This window comes from Brevibacillus sp. HB2.2 (assembly GCF_013284275.1).
GTDB classification, from domain to species: Bacteria; Bacillota; Bacilli; order Brevibacillales; family Brevibacillaceae; genus Brevibacillus; species Brevibacillus brevis_D.
In genome coordinates this window covers 100,252-123,656 of sequence record NZ_JABSUV010000005.1, presented here as the reverse complement: position 1 = coordinate 123,656, position 23,405 = coordinate 100,252, and the positions used below count along the sequence as shown (strand labels likewise).

The 23,405-nt window shown below is 48.4% G+C and carries 22 protein-coding genes; 16 read left to right on the top strand and 6 right to left on the bottom strand.

Annotated features, from left to right (window positions below; all coding sequences use genetic code 11):
- Positions 1–150 precede the first annotated feature (150 nt).
- The 6 genes from HP401_RS05425 to HP401_RS05400 all read left to right on the top strand — a co-directional run bounded on the left by HP401_RS05425 (position 151) and on the right by HP401_RS05400 (position 6,884).
- Entirely contained in the window at positions 151–498 is a 348-nt protein-coding gene (locus tag HP401_RS05425; protein ID WP_012685883.1) for a DUF485 domain-containing protein, read from the top strand.
- Positions 498–2,024 (top strand): solute symporter family protein, encoded by a 1,527-nt coding sequence (locus tag HP401_RS05420; protein ID WP_012685884.1) that lies wholly within the window; start codon positions 498–500, stop codon positions 2,022–2,024. The genes HP401_RS05425 and HP401_RS05420 overlap by 1 nt, the downstream gene beginning before the upstream one ends.
- A gap of 89 nt (positions 2,025–2,113) precedes the next feature.
- The gene (locus tag HP401_RS05415; RefSeq protein WP_375140427.1) at positions 2,114–3,658 is read left to right on the top strand and encodes a solute symporter family protein; all 1,545 of its coding nucleotides are present in this window, start codon (positions 2,114–2,116) and stop codon (positions 3,656–3,658) included.
- Positions 3,659–3,811: 153 nt separating this feature from the next.
- Positions 3,812–4,669 (top strand): patatin-like phospholipase family protein, encoded by an 858-nt coding sequence (locus tag HP401_RS05410; RefSeq protein ID WP_012685886.1) that lies wholly within the window; start codon positions 3,812–3,814, stop codon positions 4,667–4,669.
- A 120-nt stretch (positions 4,670–4,789) separates the two neighbouring features.
- Entirely contained in the window at positions 4,790–5,851 is a 1,062-nt protein-coding gene (locus tag HP401_RS05405; RefSeq protein ID WP_173604344.1) for an HD-GYP domain-containing protein, read from the top strand.
- Between the two features lie 166 nt (positions 5,852–6,017).
- Complete coding sequence (locus HP401_RS05400) at positions 6,018–6,884, top strand: universal stress protein (RefSeq protein ID WP_173604343.1); 867 nt, start codon at positions 6,018–6,020, stop codon at positions 6,882–6,884.
- 59 nt (positions 6,885–6,943) lie between these two features.
- Here HP401_RS05400 and HP401_RS05395 read toward each other — a convergent pair whose 3' ends face one another.
- Together HP401_RS05395 and HP401_RS05390 are read right to left on the bottom strand one after the other, a co-directional pair.
- Entirely contained in the window at positions 6,944–8,191 is a 1,248-nt protein-coding gene (locus tag HP401_RS05395; protein ID WP_173604342.1) for an MFS transporter, read from the bottom strand.
- A gap of 62 nt (positions 8,192–8,253) precedes the next feature.
- Positions 8,254–8,847 (bottom strand): TetR/AcrR family transcriptional regulator, encoded by a 594-nt coding sequence (locus HP401_RS05390; RefSeq protein ID WP_064199792.1) that lies wholly within the window; start codon positions 8,845–8,847, stop codon positions 8,254–8,256.
- 138 nt (positions 8,848–8,985) lie between these two features.
- On the opposite strand from HP401_RS05390, the gene HP401_RS05385 reads away from it, so the two are divergent.
- Together HP401_RS05385 and HP401_RS05380 are read left to right on the top strand one after the other, a co-directional pair.
- Positions 8,986–9,828, top strand: coding sequence for a deoxyribonuclease IV (locus tag HP401_RS05385; RefSeq protein WP_173604341.1), 843 nt, complete (start codon positions 8,986–8,988; stop codon positions 9,826–9,828).
- Between the two features lie 51 nt (positions 9,829–9,879).
- The gene (locus tag HP401_RS05380) at positions 9,880–10,281 is read left to right on the top strand and encodes a hypothetical protein (protein ID WP_173604340.1); all 402 of its coding nucleotides are present in this window, start codon (positions 9,880–9,882) and stop codon (positions 10,279–10,281) included.
- 333 nt (positions 10,282–10,614) lie between these two features.
- Here the strand turns inward: HP401_RS05380 and HP401_RS05375 are convergent, their stop codons facing one another.
- Positions 10,615–12,036 (bottom strand): sigma-54 interaction domain-containing protein, encoded by a 1,422-nt coding sequence (locus HP401_RS05375; RefSeq protein WP_173604339.1) that lies wholly within the window; start codon positions 12,034–12,036, stop codon positions 10,615–10,617.
- Between the two features lie 280 nt (positions 12,037–12,316).
- On the opposite strand from HP401_RS05375, the gene HP401_RS05370 reads away from it, so the two are divergent.
- The 6 genes from HP401_RS05370 to HP401_RS05345 are packed head-to-tail and all read left to right on the top strand — an operon-like array spanning position 12,317 to position 17,190.
- Positions 12,317–12,982 (top strand): CoA transferase subunit A, encoded by a 666-nt coding sequence (locus HP401_RS05370; protein WP_173604338.1) that lies wholly within the window; start codon positions 12,317–12,319, stop codon positions 12,980–12,982.
- Positions 12,982–13,644 (top strand): 3-oxoacid CoA-transferase subunit B, encoded by a 663-nt coding sequence (locus HP401_RS05365; RefSeq protein ID WP_064199796.1) that lies wholly within the window; start codon positions 12,982–12,984, stop codon positions 13,642–13,644. Before HP401_RS05370 ends, HP401_RS05365 begins: the two co-directional genes overlap by 1 nt.
- Before the next feature lie 44 nt (positions 13,645–13,688).
- Entirely contained in the window at positions 13,689–14,507 is an 819-nt protein-coding gene (locus HP401_RS05360; protein WP_173604337.1) for an ABC transporter substrate-binding protein, read from the top strand.
- 49 nt (positions 14,508–14,556) lie between these two features.
- On the top strand, positions 14,557–15,222 hold the full coding sequence (locus tag HP401_RS05355; protein WP_087344006.1) for an amino acid ABC transporter permease: 666 nt from the start codon (positions 14,557–14,559) through the stop codon (positions 15,220–15,222).
- A gap of 17 nt (positions 15,223–15,239) precedes the next feature.
- Positions 15,240–15,980 carry an amino acid ABC transporter ATP-binding protein gene (locus tag HP401_RS05350; RefSeq protein WP_144616442.1) on the top strand — a complete coding sequence of 247 codons (741 nt, stop codon included), beginning with the start codon at positions 15,240–15,242 and terminating at the stop codon, positions 15,978–15,980.
- Between the two features lie 28 nt (positions 15,981–16,008).
- A complete protein-coding gene (locus HP401_RS05345) occupies positions 16,009–17,190 on the top strand; it encodes a thiolase family protein (protein ID WP_173604336.1) in 1,182 nt (393 codons plus the stop codon).
- Between the two features lie 73 nt (positions 17,191–17,263).
- Here HP401_RS05345 and HP401_RS05340 read toward each other — a convergent pair whose 3' ends face one another.
- From HP401_RS05340 to HP401_RS05330, 3 genes are all read right to left on the bottom strand, one after another.
- Positions 17,264–17,635 (bottom strand): hypothetical protein, encoded by a 372-nt coding sequence (locus tag HP401_RS05340; protein WP_173604335.1) that lies wholly within the window; start codon positions 17,633–17,635, stop codon positions 17,264–17,266.
- 124 nt (positions 17,636–17,759) lie between these two features.
- Positions 17,760–19,475, bottom strand: a complete 1,716-nt coding sequence (gene argS / locus HP401_RS05335; protein ID WP_173604334.1) for an arginine--tRNA ligase — start codon at positions 19,473–19,475, stop codon at positions 17,760–17,762.
- Positions 19,476–19,949: 474 nt separating this feature from the next.
- Positions 19,950–20,438 (bottom strand): hypothetical protein, encoded by a 489-nt coding sequence (locus HP401_RS05330; protein WP_064199803.1) that lies wholly within the window; start codon positions 20,436–20,438, stop codon positions 19,950–19,952.
- Between the two features lie 198 nt (positions 20,439–20,636).
- Between HP401_RS05330 and HP401_RS05325 the strand changes: the two genes are divergently transcribed.
- Both HP401_RS05325 and HP401_RS05320 read left to right on the top strand, forming a co-directional pair.
- Complete coding sequence (locus HP401_RS05325; RefSeq protein WP_173604333.1) at positions 20,637–21,209, top strand: sigma-70 family RNA polymerase sigma factor; 573 nt, start codon at positions 20,637–20,639, stop codon at positions 21,207–21,209.
- Entirely contained in the window at positions 21,200–23,404 is a 2,205-nt protein-coding gene (locus HP401_RS05320) for a YcdB/YcdC domain-containing protein (RefSeq protein ID WP_173604332.1), read from the top strand. The genes HP401_RS05325 and HP401_RS05320 overlap by 10 nt, the downstream gene beginning before the upstream one ends.
- Position 23,405 lies beyond the last annotated feature (1 nt).

Sequence of the window (23,405 nt, the reverse complement as noted above, 5' to 3'; positions counted from 1 at the left end):
GCCAGATGATCCATGGTTTGCAGATCGTGGTTGAAAATCTGCCACTGACACACTCTCCCCGACATCTTACGCAGAAAAATACACGGATAAAAAAGGATTCTCTACAATGTAGGAAGCGCTTACATTTCGGTTGATAAAGGGGAGGTTCCTATGGGCAAATCCGCTTCGGCAAAAAAAGCCGAGGATCAGAAGAAGGATGCTGTTGATTATGCAGCAGTGATTCAGTCAGCCACTTTCAAAGAGCTGTTGAGAAGAAAAAAAGCGTTTATTTTGCCATCTTCTATTTTTTTCTTTGTATTTTACTTTACTCTTCCGATTTTAACCTCCTACTTCACCGTACTGAATCAACCAGCGTTTGGGGCCATTTCGTGGGCGTGGGTATTTGCCTTTGCTCAGTTCGTCATGACATGGGGTCTCTGTATCCTGTACACCAAGCGGGCAGAGCAGTTTGATCAACTCGTAGAGAAAATCAAACGAGAGGCAGGTGGGAGGGGCTAATGAATGTTACTGCATTTTTACTCTTTCTCGTCATTGTTCTTTTGACGCTTGTCATCACCTTTTACGCGTCGAAAAAGACGAATACGACTAGTGAGTTTTACACCGCTGGAGGAGGCTTGACGGGTTGGCAAAACGGCCTTGCGATTGCGGGAGATTACATGTCCGCTGCTTCCTTTCTTGGAATTGCCGGGATGATTGCGTTGAGCGGGTTTGATGGTTTCTTCTACAGTATCGGTTTTCTTGTCGCGTATCTCGTGGTGCTCTACTTGGTAGCAGAGCCTTTGCGTAATTTAGGAAAATACACGATGGCTGATATGATAGCCGCGCGTTTTGACAATAAAAAGGTTCGTGGTGTCGCTGCTCTCAATTCGATTGCCATCTCGATTTTTTATATGATCGCGCAATTGGTCGGAGCAGGCGCCTTGATCAAGCTACTGTTGGGTCTGGATTACACGACCTCCGTATTGATCGTAGGGGCATTGATGACCATCTACGTCGTCTTCGGCGGGATGACGGCAACCTCATGGGTGCAGATCGTCAAAGCCGTTTTGTTAATGATTGGGACATTCATTATCTCTATGATGGTTTTCGCCAAATTCGATTTTAATCTTTTGAAAATGTTCGAGCAAATGAAGCTGGCGACACCATTGGGAGAGCAATTCCTCAATCCTGGCAACAAGTTTAAAGTGGGGCTCGATACGATTTCATTGAATCTCGCGCTTGTGCTCGGAACGGCTGGATTGCCGCATATTTTGATTCGTTTCTTCACCGTAAAAGATGCCACGACAGCTCGCAAATCGGTTGTGTACGCAACGTGGATCATTGGTGTCTTCTATGTCATGACGATCTTCCTCGGCTTCGGTGCGGCAGCGTTTGTCGGAGCGGGCAATATGGACCCAGCAGGTAACATGGGCGCTCCATTACTAGCGCAAGCACTCGGCGGTAACTTCTTGTTCGCCTTCGTATCTGCGGTTGCCTTCGCTACCATTCTCGCAGTAGTGGCTGGGCTGGTGCTGACTGCGGCTTCTGCCTTCGCGCACGACTTTTACGGACACGTATTACGCCAAGGAAAAGCAACAGAAAAGGAACAAATGAAGATGGCCAAATGGGCGTCTGTCGGCGTCTCGATTGTCTCTATCCTGCTCGCCTTGTTTGCACAAAATCTGAACGTGGCTTTCCTTGTTGCTCTGGCTTTCGCAGTAGCGGCGAGTGCAAACCTACCAGTGATTTTGTTCACGATCTTCTGGAAAAGATTCAATACGGCGGGAGCAATTAGCGGGATGCTCGTCGGACTGTTCAGCGCTCTCATTCTGGTTGCCTTGAGTCCGAACGTTTGGAATCCTGTGGCTGGAAAAGCCATTTTGGTCGGCGAAGCGCTGTTCCCATTGCCGAATCCGGGGATTGTCTCGATCCCGTTAGGGTTTTTGGCAGCATGGATCGGAACCTTGTTGTCCAGCTCCCGTGATGATAAGAAGTACGATGAAATTTTGGTGAAAGCGAATACAGGAATGAAAGATTCAGCGTAGAAACAGTAAGCATAGGAAGCTCATGCCACGAAGAGAAGGCTGGGGTTAACCCCTGGTCTTTTTTTCATTTTTGCAAGAAGGGAGAGGTATTGTCCGTGACGACGATCATCTTTTTCCTTGCCGTCATTATTGGAACGATGGCTATCACTTATTCGGCTGCCAAACAGACAGGAACGACGAGAGACTTCTATGCAGCAGGAAATCGCTTGAACGGGTTACAAAATGGCATTGCCATTGCGGGCGATTATATGAGTGCTGCCTCGTTTTTGGGGATTGCGGGAACGATTGCGATGTACGGCTTTGACGGGTTCGTGTATGCGATAGGCTTTTTTGTCTCTTATCTGATTATTTTGTTTTTAGTTGCGGAGCCGTTACATAATTTGGGGCGCTATACGCTGGCAGACGCGATTGCCGTCAGGTTTGACAGTCTTTGGCTGCGTGGCGTTGTTGCCTGTACGACTCTATTAATTACGATTTTTTACATGTTGGCGCAATTAGTTGGGGCTGGTGCCCTCATTCATTATTTATTAGGAATCCGTTACGATACGGCGGTTCTGATCGTCGGGAGCCTGATGACATTTTACGTGGTGTTCGGCGGGATGGTGGCGACCTCGTGGGTTCAGATTATTAAAGCAATTTTGCTCCTGACAGGGACATTGATCCTAAGTCTGATCGTGTTTGCCCGTTTTGATTGGAGCTTATCCGAAATGTTTTCCCATGTGAGTACGATTACACCTCTTCAGGAACAGTTCTTACAGCCAGGTAATCAACTTCATGATCCGCTGGAAACGATCTCCCTGCATTTGGCTTTGATTCTCGGTACCGCCGGACTCCCCCATATTATCTCCCGGTTGTTCACAGTCAAAGACGCAAAGACGACTCGTAATTCGATTTATACCGCCACTTGGGTCATCGGCGCCTTTTATTTGATGACGATCTTCCTCGGCTTCGGAGCGAGCACGTTCGTAGGCTACGAGGCATTGAAAAATGTGGGCTTCGGGGGGAATCTGACTGTCACGCTCTTGGCGAATGCTCTCGGTGGAGAGTTTTTGATGGCATATATCGCTGCTGTTGCCTTTGCGACGATATTGGCTGTCGTGACAGGACTCGTGCTCTCCGCGTCTTCAGCGTTCGCGCATGATGTCTACAGTCATCTGATCAGGCGAGGGATGGCATCGGAAAAAGAACAGGTCACCATGGCAAAGCTTTCGTCAGTTGCGGTGGGCGTGATCTCCATTTGGCTGGCGATCGGTGCAGAAAAAATGAACGTGGCGATTCTCGTTGCGCTGACGTTTGCAGTAGCAGCATCATCCAATTTGCCATTACTGTTGTTTACGTTATATTGGAAGCGGTTTACCGTGAGAGGAGCGATTTGTGGCGTCCTGACAGGGTTAACGGCATCCGTAGTCCTTGTCATTTTGGGACCGACTGTTATGCATCCCGTTGCTGGACTTATTCGTGCGGAGCCATTATTTCCACTGACGAATCCCGGATTGGTCTCGATACCACTCGGCTTTCTAGGGGCGGTGCTCGGAACACTACTGGATCGGCCTGATCCGGATGCTGAGAGGAAGTATGAGCGCGTACTGTTTCAGGCGTTGACGGGAATCCGAGTTCCATCTGGGAAAACGTAACGATGATTCGTGATGAGCACAGCATGATGAAAAAAGACGATGGAATGGCGACCCTTTTGAGGGTCGTTTTTTGATTGGCACGATCCGGCCCTGCATGTTTCATTGGGCAATCATTCATACTACGGGTAAACGACATCAAAATGGGTGATAGGTATGGAAAAGGTCGGGCTCGTTTTGCAGGGAGGAGGTAGCCGTGGGATTTATACTGCTGGCGTTTTGGATTACTTCATGGAGCAGGAGCTATACATCCCGTACGTGATTGCCGTATCAGCAGGTGCGTGCAATGGGGCGGCATATTTGGCGAGACAGCACGGATTGGGCAAGATTTATCATACGAAATACATTCGCGATCCCCGATACTTTCACTATAAAAATTTGATCAAGAAACGCTCGCTGTTTGGCATGGATTTTATTTTCAGTGAGATGCCTAACAAGCTGGAGCCGTTCGCCTTTGATCGGTTTCGCGAAGCGAAGGAACAGTTTGTCGTCGTCACGACGGATTGCGCGACAGGGGAAGCCGTTTACTTTACGAAAGACGACTGTGAGGATATTTTCCATGTGATTCGGGCTTCGTGCAGTCTCCCGTTTTTATCCCCAAAAGTTGCCTTCAACGGACGTAAGCTATGGGATGGAGGCATCGTGCATCCGGTACCTCTCATGAAGTCCATGCTTGATGGCAATCAAAAGCATATTATTGTGCTTACGTCTTCTTGTCCGCCCAGTGAGTGGATGCGCAAGCTTTCGCGTGTCGAGCGTCTTTTTTCCAGAGGTACGCGCTTGTGTCAAGCATTCATTCGTCATTTTCGCATCTATTACGAGGCAATAGAGCAGATCAAGGAGATGCAGAAGGAAGGCAAAGCGTTTGTTATCGCACCTCCAGAGGGTACCTTTCTACGAGGATTTGAACGTCAAGAGGAGAAGCTGGAGCATTATTACAGACAAGGCTATCAAGATGCGCGTACTCAATTTTCTGGGCTTTGTACATGGCTTGGTCTTGGCGGGAACAGGTGAAAAATGAGGAGACATCGATCCCGCGGATGTTTTTTCGGCAAAATCATGTGAAACAGGTTTTTCCAAAGCAAAGATAGGGAAGAAGCATCAGGGGAGGATGGAATCAGGAGGAAAGACCCCATGAAATATGTGAATGTAGACCTAGTAGAGCCAGGAGACGTTTTGGCTCGAAGCATTTATACAAGTGAAGGCTTGACGCTCTTGCATGCAGGTGTCCAGCTGACTGTCGGAATGATAAATAAATTGCGTCGGTTTGGCGTCACGATGTTAAGCATCAAAGACCCTCTGCTCGATGAAGTGAAAGAGCAGGAGGTCGTCACAGAGACCACTCGGAAGGACGCAATCCGCAATCTATCTCAAGCGATTTCGTGTGTGCAGACTGGAAAAAATTTTGATGTCCGAGGCATTCAAAAATCAGTGGGAAGTATCATCGACGAGACCTTGAAAAATCGTCGCGTGCTCTTGAATCTGGGAGAAATTCGCACGACCGACAACGCGATGTACATTCATTCTTTGAATGTGTGCATGATGGCGACAGTAATGGGCGTAGGATTAGGTTATAATACGGCTCAATTAAAAGAGCTCGCCATCGGAGCCCTCTTGCATGATATTGGAAAGCTGTCAGTCGACAAGGAAGCACCAGCCTACAAAAAGAACAGCAAAACCAATCATCATACCTGGCTGGGCTTTGATCTGTTGCGAAAAAAACATGAGATGAGCATTGTGTCCGCACACGTTCCTTTGCAGCATCATGAATGGGTGGATGGTAGTGGGCAGCCACGAGGACTGACTGGCGATGAGATTCATGATTTCGCCAAGATTGTGGCGATTTGTAACTACTATGATAATCTCATCTCGCCTTTTTCAGCGGAAGAGGAGACCTTGCCTGCGTATGAGGCTTGCGAAAAAGTCATGGGGCTCGCGGAGAAACGCTTTGATCATAAAATGGTCATTCACTTTTTGCGCTCGATTGCCATGTATCCGACAGGAACCTCGCTGAAGCTGTCGACAGGAGAGATCGGTGTGATCATTGACCAAAATAGAGGCTTGCCTTCGCGCCCAGTTGTTCGGGTCATTCGAAGAGAGCAACAGGCGAATCGGCGGATCGTCGATGATCATGAGATTACGGACATTGATTTGAGTGAAAAGCCTACTATTTTTATCTCAGCTGTCATGGACTAGGCCATAGAAAGAATAGGACTCCCTATCAGGGAATATCCCTATCAAGATCAGGGAATACCCCTACATACACGTAGGGCCCACGGGGCTACAATGAACTCAAGGCAGATGGATACATAGAGCTACACCAACACATTTGCCAGATGAAAAAGAGGAAGGACGTGTCATTATGTCCCGTATTCTAGTTCCTGTTGATTTCTCAGCGCAGTCCATTCAGGCGGTCCGCTTCGCGCTGGCCTACGCCAAAAATAAGCATGATATCACATTGCTTCATGCTATCTCGCCATTCCCTTCACGCAATGTTGTCAGAAGGTTAGGACGAGAAGTCGTAGAAGATTATCAATTGGATGAGGCAAGAGAGGATCTGAAAAAATTCCTGTCGATCATAGAAGAAGCAGGTATCACGTATGAATTGGAGATTGAGTTCGGAGAGCCGCATGAAGTCATTGCGAAGCACGCTGCGAATGACTATGCTGCCATCGTAATGGGAACACATGGCTACGGCCGAATCACAGGCTTCCTGTTGCAGAGTGTCAGCTATCCGACACTCCACGATGTCAAAGTTCCGGTCTTCCTTATTGCAGAGGAGACAGATGAGAAACGCTTCCCTTGGAATAAAGTGCTCATTGCAGTAGATGGTTCCGATCATTCGATGGAAGCTGCGAAGAAAGCCATCGAGATGGGTCAGCACCTCCCGAATGTATCCTATACACTTCTGTCCGTTGTCATACCGCCAGTCACATACGCAGGTGTATATGGCGTAGGCTGGGATAACATGAATACACTCGAAGGTTGGGGACGGGAATCGTTAAAACCTTGCGAAGAGATGCTTGAGGCTGCATCGATTCCTTTTGAAAGCATGGTTGTAGTTGGAGATCCAGCTACTGTGATTCGCCAGACCGCTGAAGAAATCAACGCTGGACTGGTTGTGCTCGGTCATCATGGCCAAGGTGCGGTTGCAGGGACATTGCTTGGAAGTGTTACATTTAAGACGATTCATCGTACGAAAATACCACTCCTCATTGTGAAAACATAGCATTTCGCTAGAAAAAGCTGTCCCATTCGTGGACAGCTTTTTTGCTTGGGCGCAGCCTCTTACGATAGCGTTTGCGCTTGTTTTTGTTCGAAAGGTTGATTCGCCCCATCTGGTGTAACTTCTGCCGAATCCCACTTGATTCGCGTACATCCCCATGCAGCGAGCAGAAGGATGACAGATGATATCAGAAATACGGTAATCAACGAAGTCATCTGCATGAGCGGACCTGCAACAAAGGAGCCGACCATCATGAGTCCGACCATGAGGGGGGAAATCGTTCCACTCACCCGTCCGATATACGCCTCATCCACGAGCTTGATCATGAACATACTGATCGCAATCTGTAAAAATGCCATCCCAATTCCGGTGAAAAAGCGCATTGCTGCGGTTACGTATACCCAAACAGAGAGAACTTCTACGGCGACGGAGAGAGCGAAGAATATCAATCCACCTGTAATAACCCAGCGACTATTCATGCGCTCCAGATAAACAGAAGCCAAAATGCCGCCCAACAACATACCCAATCCGTCTAATGCGGTAAACCATTGGATGGCTTCTTTGGAGAGTAAAAGACGATCCGTGACGACGAATACCTCCAGCGAATTAATAAAACCCGAGGATAGCCCCAGACACGAAAAGGTAATGGCAATCCCGAGCAAGGCTGGTCGCTTTTTTACATAGGCAAAACCTGCTTTAATCTCAGAAAGGAGAGTTCCTTCTTCCTCTGTTGCAGTGGCAGATGAGGTAGGGAGCGTCAAGAGAATCAATGCCGCGACGAGGAATAGGCCAGCCATCGTCAACAGGGAAGGGTAGATGCCCCAATGTTCAAAGAAGAAGGTACCGACAATCGGGCCAACCAGTAGAAAAATAGAACCCGTACTTTGGGAAATAGACACAGCTGCTGCCATTTGCTCATCAGGAATATGGCGCTTCAACATCTTGGCAGAAGAAGGCTGGGAAAACTGCGACACGACAGCTGAGATAAATGTCGCAAAGAATACAGCGATCCACATCCCTTGCCAGAGCAAATACACGATGACCAAAACAGAGAGGGCGCTTAACAAGTTCCCGGCTATCATCGTTCGTTTTGGATTCCAGCGATCAGCCAATGCCCCGCCAATAATCGAAAAAACCAAGATCGGCGCGAGTTCGATAGCGGTCAAAAGCGATACCGCGGTCGGATTGTTGCCGCTCGTTTCCATTACGTAGTAGAGTAAGGCCATGTTACGGATCCATATCCCGATATTTTCTAATGTATCCGTGATAAAGACGGTAAGAAAAACTTTGTTTCCCCAAAGACCTTTCATAGGTCATATCACTCCCGAAAAGTTATACCGAACGTCCGGTCTAATTAAAGTTGAAAAAAATGCTACTTGGCAACAATGCCATGCAGCAAAACGTCAATGCTCCTCTTCAGCAGAGCATGAAGACGCTCGTCATCCATCTGATAACCTACATTAATGATTCCGTTCATAAGCCCTTCTAGTATCATCGCCATTTCTTCAGGATCGCATGGGGCAAAATCGCCTCGATTGATTCCTTCTTGGAAGATTGAGGTATAGAGGGTGTACGAGGAGCTGAGCATTTCCAGCACTTGTTCCAAAATGGCTGGATCGGCGAGCTGGCTGCCGGAGAACTCTTCGCCTGCTTTTTTTAGAGGGTGGGACAAAAAGTCCTCCAAGAAAAAAGCAGCTAAGCCGTACAGTTTATCGATGGAAGTCTCGAATTCTTTTTCTTTTTCCTGCCATAGATCTACCCATTCGTTGTACTGCTTTTCAAGCAAATGCAGGAACAACTGCTCCTTGTTTTTGAAGTGGTAATAGAGGCTGCCCTTACTCGCTCCAGTTGCTTGGCAAATGTCCTCAATGGAAGTGGCTGAATAGCCTTTCTGAGAAAATAACTCGGTGGCTTTCTCTACGATATGTTGTTTGGTTTTCTCCCCATCGAGACGGCGCTTTGACATGATTGAAATGCTCCTTAATCTAGACTGAACGTTCGGTTTAGTTTTAGTTTATTCGATCTGACAGGGAAGTGCAAGTGCTCGATTGAGAAAAAGGACAGAGGGAAAAATGAGAAGAAGCGAGTGAGAGGAGGGATTATTTTGCAAGTCGGTTGTCATGTCAGTATTCGTCATGGGTACGGGGAGGCGGCGAGAACGGCATACAAAGAAGGCGCGTCATCCTTTCAATTTTTCCCGAAAAACCCACGTAGCTTAGGCGTCAAGCCATTCGATGCCCGGGATGCAGAGCGGTGTCGTGCTTTTTGTCAGCAAAACGGCATGCTGTCGATTGCTCATACGCCATACCCAGTGAATCTTTGTGTCGAGGAGCAAGAACTATTCGCCGTCACAGTGGGCTCCGTGCGAAATGACCTTGAAATTGCCGAAGCTTGTGGAGCGTTGGGCGTGGTCGTTCACTTTGGCCAGTATAAAGGCACTGATGTCCTTGCCGGTTACAAAATCATGATCCAGATGGTCAATCAAATATTGGATGGCTGGAATGGAAAAGCCCAGCTGTTAATCGAAAACAATGCCGGACAAGGCAACCGCATGGGCACGACACTCGAAGAGCTTACGCAGGTTCGACAATTGTTTGCTGAGCCACAGAAAGTTGGATTTTGTTTGGATACGTGTCATGCATTTGCCAGCGGATTGTGGAAAGGGAATGATTGGGAAGAAGTAGCCGATCGGATGCGAGAGCTTGATTATTTTACGAGCCTGCGGGCCGTTCATCTAAACGATTCTGTTTATCCGAGTGGTTCCTTTCGAGATCGGCATGCCTCTATCGGAAAAGGGATGATCGGTGATGCAGCCATTGCCACTTTTTTGCAAACACCCGAATTGCAAGGACTTCCCATCGTTTTGGAAACGGCGAGAGGCTCAGAAGGGGGCCATGGTGAAGAAATCAAACATGTTCGTCTACTCATAGACAATTGGCAGGGCTGACCATGTTATGGTAGAGTGTGAAATGATGTGTTCAACACGGGAGGGGTACCAATGAAAAAGCGTATTAAGGTGACGATTGCGGATTTTACTCATCTGACAGAAAACTTGAATAACCCAGAGGAGCTCGCTCTGTACGAAACGGCGAACGGAAATACATACGATGCTGAAATCGAGCATGATGGATATGCGATTGTGGATGTGACAGAGGAGGATTACATCGAGCTGGCTCCAGGGGAATATCAGCTGATGATCGAGGAGTGGACAAACGCCGGACAAATCGGTGAATGGACACTGCAAACCATGTCTGACCCAGCAGATGACAAAGCTTTGCTGTACCGCACAGTGGACAAGGCTGGATCAGAAATACAAGCACCACAATCTTTGCCGAAGCAAGTAGTTGAGCTGGTAGCAAATACATGGTTTGGCAAAAAAGCAAAGAAGATTGAAGAGTAATAGAAGAAAAAAGGAGCGCTGCGAGGTAGTAGCGCTCCTTTTTATGTCAAAAATGTCCGGAACTGTTCTCTCTCTTAAATAGGTATCGATGAACAAACAAAGCTGGTGAGAAGAAAAAGCGCAGGACTCGCAGACCTTGACAACGCCTACCCAGTTGGAACTGCAAAAGGGGGACCCGGTTGTCGAACACTTCTTCCCAGAGAAGCATCCGCCCGTAGGGTGGCTTTGGCTCGACGGTCCCCTTTTTGCAGTGGAGACGGCCAGTGAATCCCCCATGCGGGCGTGTCAGAGTCGAAGAGAACTGCGCTTTTTCTTCTCCTCCACTATGTTGACTCACTCATCCTCAGAATCCAGCTGAATCCCATACTTTCTAATCCGTCGCATAAGTAGCGACTGGGTTATACCAAGGCCCGCTGCTGTTTTGCGAGTCGTTTTGTGTGTACGCAATGCTTGCAGAATAAATTCCATCTCAATTTTCTCCATCCGCTCTGTAAGAGAAAGAGAACCGAGTGAAAGAATCCCTTCCTCCAGCTCACGAATACTCCGCAGTTCTTCCGGCAAATCACTGACTTGGATTTCATCCAGCTTGGACGTAATAACGATCCGCTCTACCAAATTTTCCAGCTCCCGCACATTTCCAGGCCACTCGTATTGATGCAAGACATCCAGCACTTCCGGGGAAAAACGACGTTTCTGGTTATGCTTGCTATTGAATCGCTGTAAGTTGTGATGGAGTAACGGGAAAATATCGTCCTTTCTCTCCCGTAATGGCGGAACATTGATTGGCAAAATATTAAGACGATAGTACAGATCGTGTCTGAATTTGCCCAACCGCACAAGCTCCTGAAGGTTGGCATTGGTTGCTGTTATGATGCGGATGTCAGCCGTGTATGTTTTCGTACCGCCGATCGGCATAAATGTTTTGTTTTGCAAAAGCAGCAATAATTTCGATTGCAAGTGGTAGGGAAGCTCACTGATTTCATCCAAGAAAAGCGTCCCTTTGTCCGCCATTTTCACTAATCCGATTTTCCCCGAGTGACTCGCCCCCGTAAAGGCCCCTTTGTGGTAGCCGAACAGCTCTGATTCGATCAAGGTTTCGGGAATAGCGCTACAGTTGACGTGGACAAACGGCCCGCTGCTTCGCTCACTCAACTGATGGATCTGCTCCGCAAGATAGCTTTTTCCTACACCTGTTTCTCCTGTAATAAACACGGTCGTGTCGACAGGGGCTGCTTTTTTCATTAATTCCAGCAGAGCGAGGTAGGAACGGCTGTTTCCTATCAAGGTTTGGGAGGAGCTCTGGCTTGCTTCCCACTTCATGTGCTGAATCTCTTCGCTGTATCGCTTAAGCAAAGCGACCGTCTCTTCCAGCTGTGAACTGGCACGGGCTGCCTCAGTGATATCGCGTGAGTGGGAAACGATCAGCTCTGGTCTCCCCTCCTCATCCGGGATGATGTGTCCAGTTACTAGGAATTTCCCCTTATTATTGACGAGCTGAATGGTTGTGGTCGGTTTTCCCGTTTCCAAAACCAAGCGGGTGACAGAAGGGCTGAAAATCCCCATTTCTTCGAGGTCGGATACGTTTTGCCCGATGAGTTCGGCTTTCGGTAGACCACACAGGTTTTCACTCGCGTTGTTTAACCATAAAGTAGTTCCCTGTGCATCAGCGATGAATATGCCATCTGCCAGTGTGTTCAGGATGTCAATTAAACGATCAACAGAAGACAGTGCTAGTATCTCCGCAGCTTTTTCCATGTTGAGTAGCTCCCCGGTTTTTCAACTGATTGTACAAGATGATATTGATCGTGTATAGTGAGTCGAATTTAAAATTAGTTGAGTCGAAATCGATTCGAGCGAAAAATTAGACTTTTCCTGCCTTTTCGATTCAAAAGTGAGTCTATTTCGACTCGGAAATCGGAATGGCTTTTTGCTTGAGCGCGTTTTCTTGCCGTTTTGAGGCTTGGCACAAGAGTTGCTATTACATAGTGGGACGTAAGCGATTTATCCAAGAATAAGAGATAAGGAAATGCATGCGATGTTATCAAAACTGGTGACGCACGAACAGGCAGTGGAGCATGTTCAGGATGGCACCCGGCTGATGTATGGCGGATTCGGCACGATAGGCTCCCCGGCACACATGATTGATGCGATCTTGCACAAAGGCGTGCAAAGCTTGACACTCATTGGAATTGATGCGGGGTATCCGGAAATCGGAATTGGAAAGCTGATCAGTCATGGACGGGTGAGGCGGCTAATAACCACACATATTGGCTCCAATCCCGAGGCAGGTCAACAAATGATGGACGGGATGCTGGAAGTGACATTTTGTCCACAAGGAATTTTCGCAGAAAAGATTCGGGCAGGAGGTGTTGGCATTCCGGGAATCGTTGTGGATGCGCATGTGAGAGGAGAGCGAATGGAAGGAGCAGAGCCGTTTGCTTTTGCGGGAAGAACTTGTCAGATTGAAGCCGCCCTGACCGCGGAAGTAGGAATCGTCTATGCGAAACAGGCAGATACTTACGGAAATCTTATTTATGACAAGGCGGCAAGAAATCTGAATCCGCTAGTAGCGATGGCCGCAGATATTACGATCGCTGAGGTAGAGGAGATCGTCCCGGCAGGAGAGCTGGACCCGGATAAAATCGTGACGCCTGGCATTTTTGTGGATTATATCGTGGTTCATGGTGGAGGGAACAGCTAATGGGGTTGGAAATGGATCAGCGAAATATGGTTGCGTGGCGCGCGGCCAAAGAGGTCGCTCCCGGAATGGCTGTTAACTTGGGGATCGGGATACCTGAGCTCGTCGCTGATTTTATCCCGAATGAATGGCAAGTCATGTTTCACTCGGTGAATGGAATCTTGGGTGTCGGACCTACGCCGTTAAAGGGAGAAGAGGACCAGCACATTTCCAACGCTGGTGGAGCACCTGTTACCGTTGTCCCGGGGGCATCGTATTTCGACAGTACCATCGCGTATGGCATGATCCGAAGAAGAAAGCTGGATGCCGCGTTTATCGGGGCTTTGCAGGTGAATCGTCGAGGAGATTTGGCAAACTGGATTGTTCCGGGCTCACGTGTTCATGGCATTGGTGGAGGAGCGGAGCTGGCCTATTACGCCAAGAAAGTGATCGTGCTCATGAGCCATGTGAATCAGGCAGGAGAGCCTAAAATTCGCAGGGAGTGCACATTGCCGCTGACGGCGAAGGGCTGCGTCGATCTTATTATCACGGAGCGGGCGGTAATCGAGATCACGCAAAGAGGCTTGCTTTTGACAGAGGTAATGTACCCGTTCACCTTGGAAAATGTCATCACGAATACTGGAGCACCTTTAATGATTTCAGAAAATTTACAAATGGTAGAGTAATGAAAAATGTAATCGTGAACAGAAAGAATTGGGGGATGAAACAGATGAAAAAAACATGGAAAACAATCGCAGGGGTCGTATTTTCGTTGTCACTACTCGTAAGCGGATGTAGCCAAGGAGCATCCACTAACAGTGCGGGAGGTCAAGCGGGTGGGGCTACTGCTGGAAATGCATCATCGATGACAAAAGAGGCAGGCGTATTTGTATACGCGGCTTCCGGTGAATATCAGCCATTCAGCTACTTCAAGGATGATCAATTGACCGGATTTGATGTCGAGATCGGCAATGAGATCGCCAAGCGTTTGGGTCTTGAGCCAAAGCCAGTCACGTCGCCTTTTTCCGGTATTATTGCAGGGGTAAAGGAAGGGCGCTACGATGCAGCGATTGCCAGCCATGCGATTACAGAAGAGCGGAAGCAGCAGGTTGATTTCGTAGACCCGTACTACTTGTCCGGTGGTCAGCTGTTCGTTCGCCCGGATGGGACGATTAGCACGCTGGAAGGCTTAAAAGGCAAAGAAGTGGCAGTCGCACTCGGCACTACACACGAAAAGATGGCGAGGGAGTATACGGATAACATCAAAACATATGACAGCGATGTAACAGCTCTGCGTGCCTTGGAGCAAGGAAAACACGATGTCGTGATTACAGATAGCGTCGTAGGGGAAATTGCCATTGCCCAAGGCTTGAAGCTCAAGAAAAGTGGGTCGCCACTCTCGGAGGTCAAGCATGGAATCGCAGTGCGCAAAGGAAATACGGAATTGCTGAACAAGATCAACGAAGTGCTCAAGCAAATGATGGAGGATGGAACCTACGTCAAATTGAGCGAAAAGTACTTTAACCGCGACATCAGTAAAGCAGAATAGTGATCTGATATAAAAAGTAAATTCCATTACGAGTGAGGGGTGGCATCTAGTGCCCAGTTTTGCCCATCTGACAGAAGAGTTTTTCCGGACATTGCCGTTTTTTTGGAAGCCGTTGCTGCTGACCTTTCAGCTGACGATCGCTTCTGTTATCGTAGGCTCGATTATCGGATTGTTTGTCGCCTTGTTAAAGGTATCCAAGCTTCCAGTTGCACGTTTCATAGCCAATGCGTACATCATGATCATTCGCGGTACACCGTTGGTCGTGCAAATTTTTGTCTTGTATTTCGGCTTTTACAAAGTCATTGACCTCGGTCAATTTTGGTCGGCAGCGCTCGCTTTGGCGATTCACAGCGGAGCCTATATCGCAGAGATTTTCCGGGGTTCTATTCAGTCGATTGATAAAGGACAAATGGAGGCAGGGCTGTCTTTGGGCATGTCCGCTCGTCAGACCATGCGTCGGATCATTTTGCCGCAAGCGTTGAAACGATCGATCCCACCGCTTGGCAACCAGTTTATTTTGTCTTTGAAGGAATCGTCTCTGGCCGCTTTCATTGCCATGGATGAGTTGTTCTCGCTGGCCCGCCGCTTGTCTGCGGAAACCTTTGATGAAATGACGTACTTTTTGATTGTGGCGCTCTATTACCTGGTTATTGTCATGGCGTTTACGTTTGTGGTCCACATCATGGAGAAGCGTTTGGCAAAAGGAGAGGCGTAAAGCGGAGGGGAAAAACGATGGAAAAGCAAAGAGAAATGATTCGCGTGCAAAATTTGAAGAAAAGCTTCGGAAAAGTGGAAGTTCTCAAAGATGTTACCTTGCAAGTCGGAAAGGGCGAGGTCGTCGTCTTGATCGGTGCCAGTGGATCGGGGAAAAGCACATTGATTCGATGCATTAATTTTCTGGAGATCAAGGACGGCGGAGAGATTTATATCGAAGGAAAAAGCATCGACCCGAAGAAGGATGACTTGACCAAAGTACGGCAAAAAGTAGGCATGGTGTTCCAGCACTTCAATCTGTTCCCGCATAAAACGGTTCTGGAAAACATCATGGAGGCACCGCTGATTGCAAAGAAAGCGGACAAGGAAGAAACGAAGCAGGAAGCGCTCCGACTGCTGCAAAAGGTAGGTCTTTCTGAAAAAGCGGATGCCTACCCATCCAGCCTCTCCGGTGGACAAAAGCAACGCGTGGCCATTGCTCGTTCGCTGGCGATGAAGCCTGAGATCATGCTCTTCGACGAGCCAACCTCAGCGCTTGACCCAGAGCTGGTAGGGGAAGTGCTAGAGACCATGAAGCAGCTCGCACAAGAAGGAATGACGATGATTATTGTGACGCACGAAATGGGGTTTGCCAAGGAAGTGGCCGATTGGGTGGCGTTTATGAATCAAGGCAAGATCATAGAGATGGCTAGACCCCAAGAAATTTTCAACAACCCGAAAGAAGAGCGTACGAGAGAATTTTTGAACCGTGTACTGTAATGGCGTAAAAACGAAAGGGAGCTGGGGCATGAGAGACGTGGTCATTGTCGCAGGTGTGCGGAGTGCTGTGGGAGCATTCGGAAAAAGCCTGCGTGACGTACCAGCAACAGAGCTGGGGCGGCAAGTATTGGAAGGCTTGATGAATAAGGTTGATTTGCCGAAGGAACAAGTCAATGAAGTGATTTTTGGCAATGGGTACGTACATGGGGGAGGACTCAATGCTGCACGTATCAGTTCGCAGCTGGCGGGATTTCCCCGCAATGTCTATGGTCACATCGTGATCAAAGCCTGTGGTTCAGGATTGAAAGCAATTGGCAACGGTGCGCTAGCCATTGCAGCAGGTCAAGAGGATGTGGTGATTGCGGGCGGAGTGGAGTCCATGAGTAGTGTTCCCTACCTCGTGAAGAACCGCTGGGGCAGCAAATTCGGCAATTTGTCCATGGAGGACGCTCTTTTGTCCGATGGTTTAATCTGCTCGCTGACCGGTGAGCATATGGGCATGACCGCGGAACGGCTGGCTGTCCAGTACGGTATTTCCCGTGAAGAGCAGGATCGTTTTGCCTACGAGAGCCACGTAAGAGCAGCGGCAGCAATCGAGGCGGGCACGTTCGCGAGTGAGATCGTACCGATTGAAATCAAGGATCGCAAAGGCACACGTGTTTTTGCGCAGGATGAGTCCGTACGCCATGATATCAAGCTAGAAGAACTCGCCAAGCTGAAAAGTGTTTTTCAAAAGGAGGGAACGATCACTGCCGGAAATGCGTGTCCGATGAATGACGGCGCAGCCGCTGTATTGATGATGTCCCGTGAAAAGGCGGAGGAAGCGGGTTTGACTCCACTCGTGAAAATAAAGGCTTTTGCCAGCGCAGGAGTCGAACCTGACGTGATGGGGATCGGGCCAGTCCCTGCTACGAAAAAGGTACTGGAGAAAGCGGGATTGAACCTCGAAGACATTGGGCTGATCGAATTGAATGAGGCATTTGCCGCCCAGGCTTTGTCTGTGATCAAATGCTTGGAGCTGGACTCGAGTAAGGTGAATGTCAATGGAGGCGCGATTGCCTTGGGTCACCCTGTGGGAGCAACTGGAGCCAAACTGACAGTGACGTTGATGAACGAAATGATGCGCAGACGCGAGAAGTATGGAATGGTGACGCTGTGCATGGCAGGTGGCATGGGAATGTCGATGATCTATGAAAATTTGACCATGTAAACTTCACATGTGCAAATGAAAAAGCCCTGAACGTTGAAATGTCGGGGCTTTTTGCCATGGAGCTTGAGCGCTATTAGGGGGCCTTTTGTTCGCGTAAGTATTTTCGCAAGGTAGCCGCTACTTCTGTTGGGTTTTCCAGCTGTACAATGACGTGCTGATATTTGACATGACCCTCTACTTCTAGGATCAACAACGAATCCGTCTGGGCAAAAGAAAGGAAGTACCATTCATTTCGATGCTTAAAGCTTCCTTCATAAATGTTTAAAGGTCCAAAAGACGTCCCTGGCATGCGTAACATCCATGTTGGTGGAACAAAAGAACCAACCTCGACATGCTTGATCGATTGATAAGGGATCGTGATCGTGTTCTTCAAGGCTAAGAGTGTATGCAAGCCAGTGAGACGCAAGGTAAAATCCGTCTTGCCGAAATGTACACTTCTTCCCATCGTTGCTCACCTCTTTCATCTACCATCGTTCCATTATCTCACAGAAGAATGATGATGACACGGGACAATCAAAAAAGCCGGCGCACCCCCACAAGAGGAAGCAACCGGCTTTTCGTATGCTTTCTTACATTTCTTCTGGAGCAGCCAGACCGAGCAGACGCAGACCTTCCTTCAACACAGCAACGACTGCTGCTACGAGCTGGAGACGGGATGCTGTCACATCTTCTTCCTCAGCCAGGATGCGTACATTCGCATAAAATTTGTTGAATGTTTGCGCCAGGTCGATCACATACTTGCCGATTTGCGACGGATCGAAGTTATCGGCAGCACGTTCGATTACCTCTGGGAATGCGTTCAAGAGGGTAATCACCGCCCATGCCTCTTTGCTGTCGAGTGCACCGGAAGCCAGGTTCACCTTCGTTGCTGGCTGGTAGCCACCTCTGCGCAGCAGCGAGCATGCACGCGCGTGTGCGTATTGCACGTATGGTCCTGTTTCCCCTTCGAAGGTCAGCATCTCTTCCCAGGAGAAGTTGACATCATTCAGGCGGAAGTTTTTCAAGTCATGGAAAATAACTGCGCCTACCCCGACTTGACGAGCCACTTCTTCTTTAGTGGACAGCGTAGGGTTTTTCTCTTCGATGACTTTTTGGACATCAGAAATGGCTTGTGCCAATACTTCTTCCAACAGTACAACTTTCCCTTTACGCGTGGACATTTTCTTGCCGTCCTTGAGCATCATGCCGAATGGGATGTGGTGCATATTTGCGGACCACGCATAGCCCATTTTTTCCAACACTTTATAGAGCTGCTGGAAGTGGAGGCGTTGCTCGTTTCCTACGACATAAAGTGCTTTAGCAAAATCGTACGATTCGTGGCGGAAGAGGGCTGCAGCCAAATCACGCGTTGCGTACAGGGTAGCGCCATCAGATTTTTTGATCAGGCATGGCGGCATGTTGTATTCGTCGAGGTTCACGACCATTGCACCATCGGATTCAGTCAAGAGACCTTTTTCTTCGAGCAAGGTAACAACGCGTTCCATTTTGTCGTTGTAGAATGCTTCACCGTGTGTGGAGTCGAAGGCTACGTTCATCAGGTCGTAAATCTTCATGAATTCCTTGAGGGACTCATCACGGAACCATTTCCACAGATGCTGAGCTTCTTCGTCGCCATCCTCGAGCTTTTTGAACCATTCACGCCCTTGATCTTCTAGGGTAGGATCGTTCTCGACTTCTTCGTGGAAACGAACGTAGAGGCTGAGCAGCTCCTTGATCGGTTCTGCTTTTACCTTTGCTTCGTCACCCCAGAGGCGGTACGCAACGATCAGTTTACCGAACTGTGTACCCCAGTCACCCAAGTGATTGATGCGAACGGGCTCATAGCCTTGCTTTTCCATGATGTTGGCAATCGCGTTTCCGATTACAGTAGAGCGCAGGTGCCCCATGGAAAACGGCTTCGCAATATTCGGGGAGGAGAGGTCAATTGGTACTTTGCGTCCTTCACCGACATGGCTGCTTCCGTATGTGCTGCCTTGGGTAAGGATGGTTCCGATAACTTGCTCGGCCACATTTTCTTGATCCAGGAACAGGTTCACGTATGGACCAACTGCGTGCGATTCGCGCAATGGTGCACCGGAGAGCTGTCCAGCCAGCTCTGCTGCGATCATCGGTGGAGCTTTGCGCAATGCTTTTGCCAATTGGAAGCAAGGGAAGGCCACATCGCCCATTGCAGGGTTTGGTGGTGTTTCCAGCATGCCGTATACGGCTTCTTTGGTCAGTGTGTCTACGCCCATCGAGGAGAGCGCAGCGGCAATCTTTTCAGCGACTTGGTGTTTGTAGCTCATTTGATAAATCCCCTTTCGTAAATACGAAAAACACTATCGAGGCCTCCCCAGGAGGAGCGACCGCGTTATAGCGGAATTTTTTCCGCTATATCAGGAAGCCATGTCAGTGCAGTTTTTACTTTCTGATATAGTAAAAAAACCTCTACGTCTCCTGTGAAAAAGAGACGAGAGGTTATACTCCCGCGGTGCCACTCTTGTTGTTTTTCCCTTCCATCACATAGGAAGGCAAAAACCGCTTGATCTGCTGTAACGGGCAGTCCCGGCAAAGCCCTACACGATCCGTTGCCCATAATGGCTGGCGTAGGATGTTCAGGCGGCATCTCCGAGGGGCGATTCCTCACATGGTTTGGCATCGGGCTCACACCGTCCCCGACTCGCTTTCGTCCTCACACAAGGAGTACTATCCTCTTCAACGATTCGTTTGTTTCTCTAGAATTATAGCTGTTTATACCATTAGGATGCAAGGTGCCTCGATCAAGGTTTTTTTAAAATCTTATCTAATTCCGCGAAATATTGCTTGGTCAGCTTTTCCCTTTCTTCGGGGCTGAGGTTATCTGCGTTCATCATTTGCTCTTTGTACTGCTCCAGCTTTTCGAGCATGGCCAGCTCGGCAGCCGCCGCATCGTCCAGATCGTAATTTTCCGATGGATCGAACGGGATCAATCGATTGTCATTTCCACTGCGCAAATAAGCCGAGCGCCAGTTCTCCGGAAACTGATAAGGCTGTTCGCCAAACATAATCGCTAAAATATCGTCGGATTCAATCGGCAGGAAGTGATCGTAATCGTCTCTTCTGCCTCCCTCGGACAAGTTAATGTGGGACAAAAAATAGTGGAGATAATGTTCCCCGGTTTCGGTATTCTTAACGATGGAGTAGGTTTCAAATTCGGATTTGGATAGTTCTTTTATGGTCTCCAAACAGGACAGAAATTTGTCTTTTTCACGTGCTTGCATGTCATCCATGTCATCTCGTTCCTTTCGCTCTACAATAAGCCTCATGATAGCAAAAGCAATGTGCGCTGACAATGAAAGCTACGCAGCGGAGTGCAGCAGTGGAAGAAGGGAAAAGGATTATAAATAAAATAGTTGGATAATCTTGTCACAAAAATAAGCCAGCTGGATCAAATACATATCAACACGAAACAAGGAGGTGAACAGTACGTGAATGCAAGTGCCAAAAGTAGCGAAGCGGACTGGACGCTGCAATTGACCAACGAGGAGAAGCTGACGAGACTCATGAGCGAGTACGGAGACAACATCGTGCAGCTCGCCTACTTGATCGTAAAGGATCGGGGAATCGCGGAAGACATCACCCAGGAGGTGTTCCTGAAGGCGTATCGGGGTCTAGATCAGTTCCGCCATCAGAGTAGCGTGAAAACGTGGCTTTACCGAATCGCAATCAACGAGTCCCGCAAATATTTGCGTTCGTGGTCCTTTCGCCAGATTTTTTCTACATACCTCTCCAAAGAGGAAGCACCCCCGGAAGAGGTCGACACCGCAAGCGTTGAATCGGCAGTCATCGGACGAATGAGCAAGGTACAAGTAGCGGAGCAGGTGATGAAGCTCTCGCCGCTGTACCGAAAAGTCATGGTACTTCATTACTATGAAGATTTGTCGATAAGAGAGATGGCGCAAGTGCTGGATATTTCAGAAGATGCCGTACGAACCCAATTGTCACGGGCCCGAAAACATTTTAAGGCATTGTGTGAAAAGGAGGGATTGGAATGGACGTAGATAAGCAAATGCGTGAAGCAGTACGAAGCGCAAGTGAGGAATCAGTGGAGGAAGTGAGGTTTACAAAAGAGATGGAATTACGAATAAAAGGTGCGATTGCAAAAAATAAACACAAGAATCGAAACAGAATTTTCGTGGCTGGTTCGCTGGCAGCTTGCTTGGCGGTTACTGCTGTGGGAATGCACCAGCAAGGCTGGTTTCCACAGATGCCAAGTGGCAAGAATGTAACGAATGCGATTGCAACGACTGCTACGAAAACAAATAATAAAGAGGCAAATCAGAACAGTGTAATGGTGTCGGCGGAAGATGCCGTCTTACCATTGAAAAAAGTGATTCCAGCCTTGAGCAAGATGACAATAAGAGTGGATCGTACAAGCTATGGATTCAGTGCACTAACTTTACTGGAAGGGGATACTGCGCGTGCCAATGTTGTCTATGATACACAGACAGGACAAATTGAGAGCTTTACAATTGATGGTGATCGAGGAGAACAGAAGGAAGAGAAATTGCCATCAGCCAAGACTGCGGAGAACGCAGCAAGCGCATTTCTTCAAGCTTTTTTAGGGGAGGAAAGTAAGACCTATCAGCTCGTCGAGACTCAGATCTACACCGACGAGCATATGGTAAAAGGCCCATGGATGAGCGTGAATTATCAACGGATCGAAAACGGCCAGCCCGTTCCGTTCGACGTATTGTCGGTTGGAATTGACGAACGTGAGCAAGTCGCGTTTTTCGGGCGATTGAACAAGAGCGAACAAGCCTTTTTCACCAAGCTGACAGATGCCATGCCCGATTTGAGCCCATCCCTTCTTCTTTTGGATAAAGAAAAGAACCACGATGGCATGTCATTCATTTTGGGGAAAACGAACAAAGAGGGTCATGAAGTTTCTCTTGTGATCACTGGCAATGGTCAAGCATTGGAACATTATAGGCTTCTGTTTAAGGATGAAAAGGAAGCAAAGAGTCAGAAAAGAGCAGAAGGAGCAAAAGCATTGGAGCAAGAGCGACAGTTCCTGAACAAGCTGCTCGGGGCTGATAGCGAGAACTATCAGTTGTTGGACGCCAACCATCCGGGATTGTACCTGAGATACTATAACGGGATGCCGGTGTTGTCTGATGAAATAAGCATCGAAACAACCGACTCTGGCCACCTCGAATATTTCAATAAGGGGCTCGAATCATTTGAGCCGTCGCAGTACCCGGATGTATCGACTGCTGTGTCAGAAGAGGTAGCCATCAAAGAGCTGAGCGAGCATATGAAGCTTCGGTACGTGCAGAATCCGAGAATACAGCCACAATCAAATCAAGGGGATATGTGGCAGCCCATTCTGGAGTACACACCAGCTGTTTCCTTCATGCAAAGAGGACGTGAAGATGGTCAGGAGTGGTATATCGATGCGACCAATGGCAAGATGGTGTATGGAACGGGAGATAACGGGCTTGCTTTTGATCAGTTGAATACGAAGGAAGCACATCCGATCGAATCTCCAAAGGAATACGTCAAGGTTCGCTCCAAGGATGAGGCAAAAGTGTTGCTGCAAGCGGAATTCGGCATACAAGTGGATGACTCGACCTATAGAGAGAGTAACCGTGACGGACGCAAGGAATACGTCTGGAATGATAAAAATGACAAGTATATCGGCGTAGAAGTTCTCGCAGAAACAGGCAGTGTCGTCGGGCTGGGGTCACCGCGATCCGATACAGCAGTGACAGTCAAACGCGAGCAAGCGGAAGAGGCTGCACTTGCCTTTCTGCCTAAATACGTTGATCCAGGCATAAAAGAAGTGCAATTGGCGCAAGTCATACAGCCAGACGAAACGAATCCTGTGTCTTCGGGCGAATGGGAATTCAGATATCTCATGAGCAAGGATGGCATTCCAGTACAGGATCGCTGGCCGAAAGCGGCTTATTCAGTAACAGTCGATCCGTCTTCTGGCAAAGTGACAAAGTTCGAAAACTACAGAGAGACGCACGAGTTGGTGGAGCTTCCAGGATCCGACGAGATCGTCTCGAAAGACAAGGCTGTTGAGGCGTATTTACGAGTCATGCCTTTAAAGCTGGTCTATTTGAGGAGAGATGTGGATGGGCAAAAATTAGCTCAACCAAAGCTGGCGTATGTGCCGTGGAGTGACGAAAAGCTGGCGTTCAAATACATTACCCTGGATGCCGTGACAGGCAAGATCATCACCAAATAAC

What these genes read in the sequence shown, in the direction of transcription:
- HP401_RS05425 (WP_012685883.1), top strand. Translation starts at nt 151, where the DNA reads ATGGGCAAATCCGCTTCGGCAAAAAAAGCCGAGGATCAGAAGAAGGAT.
- HP401_RS05420 (WP_012685884.1), top strand. Translation starts at nt 498, where the DNA reads ATGAATGTTACTGCATTTTTACTCTTTCTCGTCATTGTTCTTTTGACG.
- HP401_RS05410 (WP_012685886.1), top strand. Translation starts at nt 3,812, where the DNA reads ATGGAAAAGGTCGGGCTCGTTTTGCAGGGAGGAGGTAGCCGTGGGATT.
- HP401_RS05405 (WP_173604344.1), top strand. Translation starts at nt 4,790, where the DNA reads ATGAAATATGTGAATGTAGACCTAGTAGAGCCAGGAGACGTTTTGGCT.
- HP401_RS05400 (WP_173604343.1), top strand. Translation starts at nt 6,018, where the DNA reads ATGTCCCGTATTCTAGTTCCTGTTGATTTCTCAGCGCAGTCCATTCAG.
- HP401_RS05395 (WP_173604342.1), bottom strand. Translation starts at nt 8,191, where the DNA reads ATGAAAGGTCTTTGGGGAAACAAAGTTTTTCTTACCGTCTTTATCACG.
- HP401_RS05390 (WP_064199792.1), bottom strand. Translation starts at nt 8,847, where the DNA reads ATGTCAAAGCGCCGTCTCGATGGGGAGAAAACCAAACAACATATCGTA.
- HP401_RS05380 (WP_173604340.1), top strand. Translation starts at nt 9,880, where the DNA reads ATGAAAAAGCGTATTAAGGTGACGATTGCGGATTTTACTCATCTGACA.
- HP401_RS05375 (WP_173604339.1), bottom strand. Translation starts at nt 12,036, where the DNA reads ATGGAAAAAGCTGCGGAGATACTAGCACTGTCTTCTGTTGATCGTTTA.
- HP401_RS05370 (WP_173604338.1), top strand. Translation starts at nt 12,317, where the DNA reads ATGTTATCAAAACTGGTGACGCACGAACAGGCAGTGGAGCATGTTCAG.
- HP401_RS05365 (WP_064199796.1), top strand. Translation starts at nt 12,982, where the DNA reads ATGGGGTTGGAAATGGATCAGCGAAATATGGTTGCGTGGCGCGCGGCC.
- HP401_RS05360 (WP_173604337.1), top strand. Translation starts at nt 13,689, where the DNA reads ATGAAAAAAACATGGAAAACAATCGCAGGGGTCGTATTTTCGTTGTCA.
- HP401_RS05350 (WP_144616442.1), top strand. Translation starts at nt 15,240, where the DNA reads ATGGAAAAGCAAAGAGAAATGATTCGCGTGCAAAATTTGAAGAAAAGC.
- HP401_RS05345 (WP_173604336.1), top strand. Translation starts at nt 16,009, where the DNA reads ATGAGAGACGTGGTCATTGTCGCAGGTGTGCGGAGTGCTGTGGGAGCA.
- HP401_RS05340 (WP_173604335.1), bottom strand. Translation starts at nt 17,635, where the DNA reads ATGGGAAGAAGTGTACATTTCGGCAAGACGGATTTTACCTTGCGTCTC.
- argS (WP_173604334.1), bottom strand. Translation starts at nt 19,475, where the DNA reads ATGAGCTACAAACACCAAGTCGCTGAAAAGATTGCCGCTGCGCTCTCC.
- HP401_RS05330 (WP_064199803.1), bottom strand. Translation starts at nt 20,438, where the DNA reads ATGGATGACATGCAAGCACGTGAAAAAGACAAATTTCTGTCCTGTTTG.
- HP401_RS05320 (WP_173604332.1), top strand. Translation starts at nt 21,200, where the DNA reads ATGGACGTAGATAAGCAAATGCGTGAAGCAGTACGAAGCGCAAGTGAG.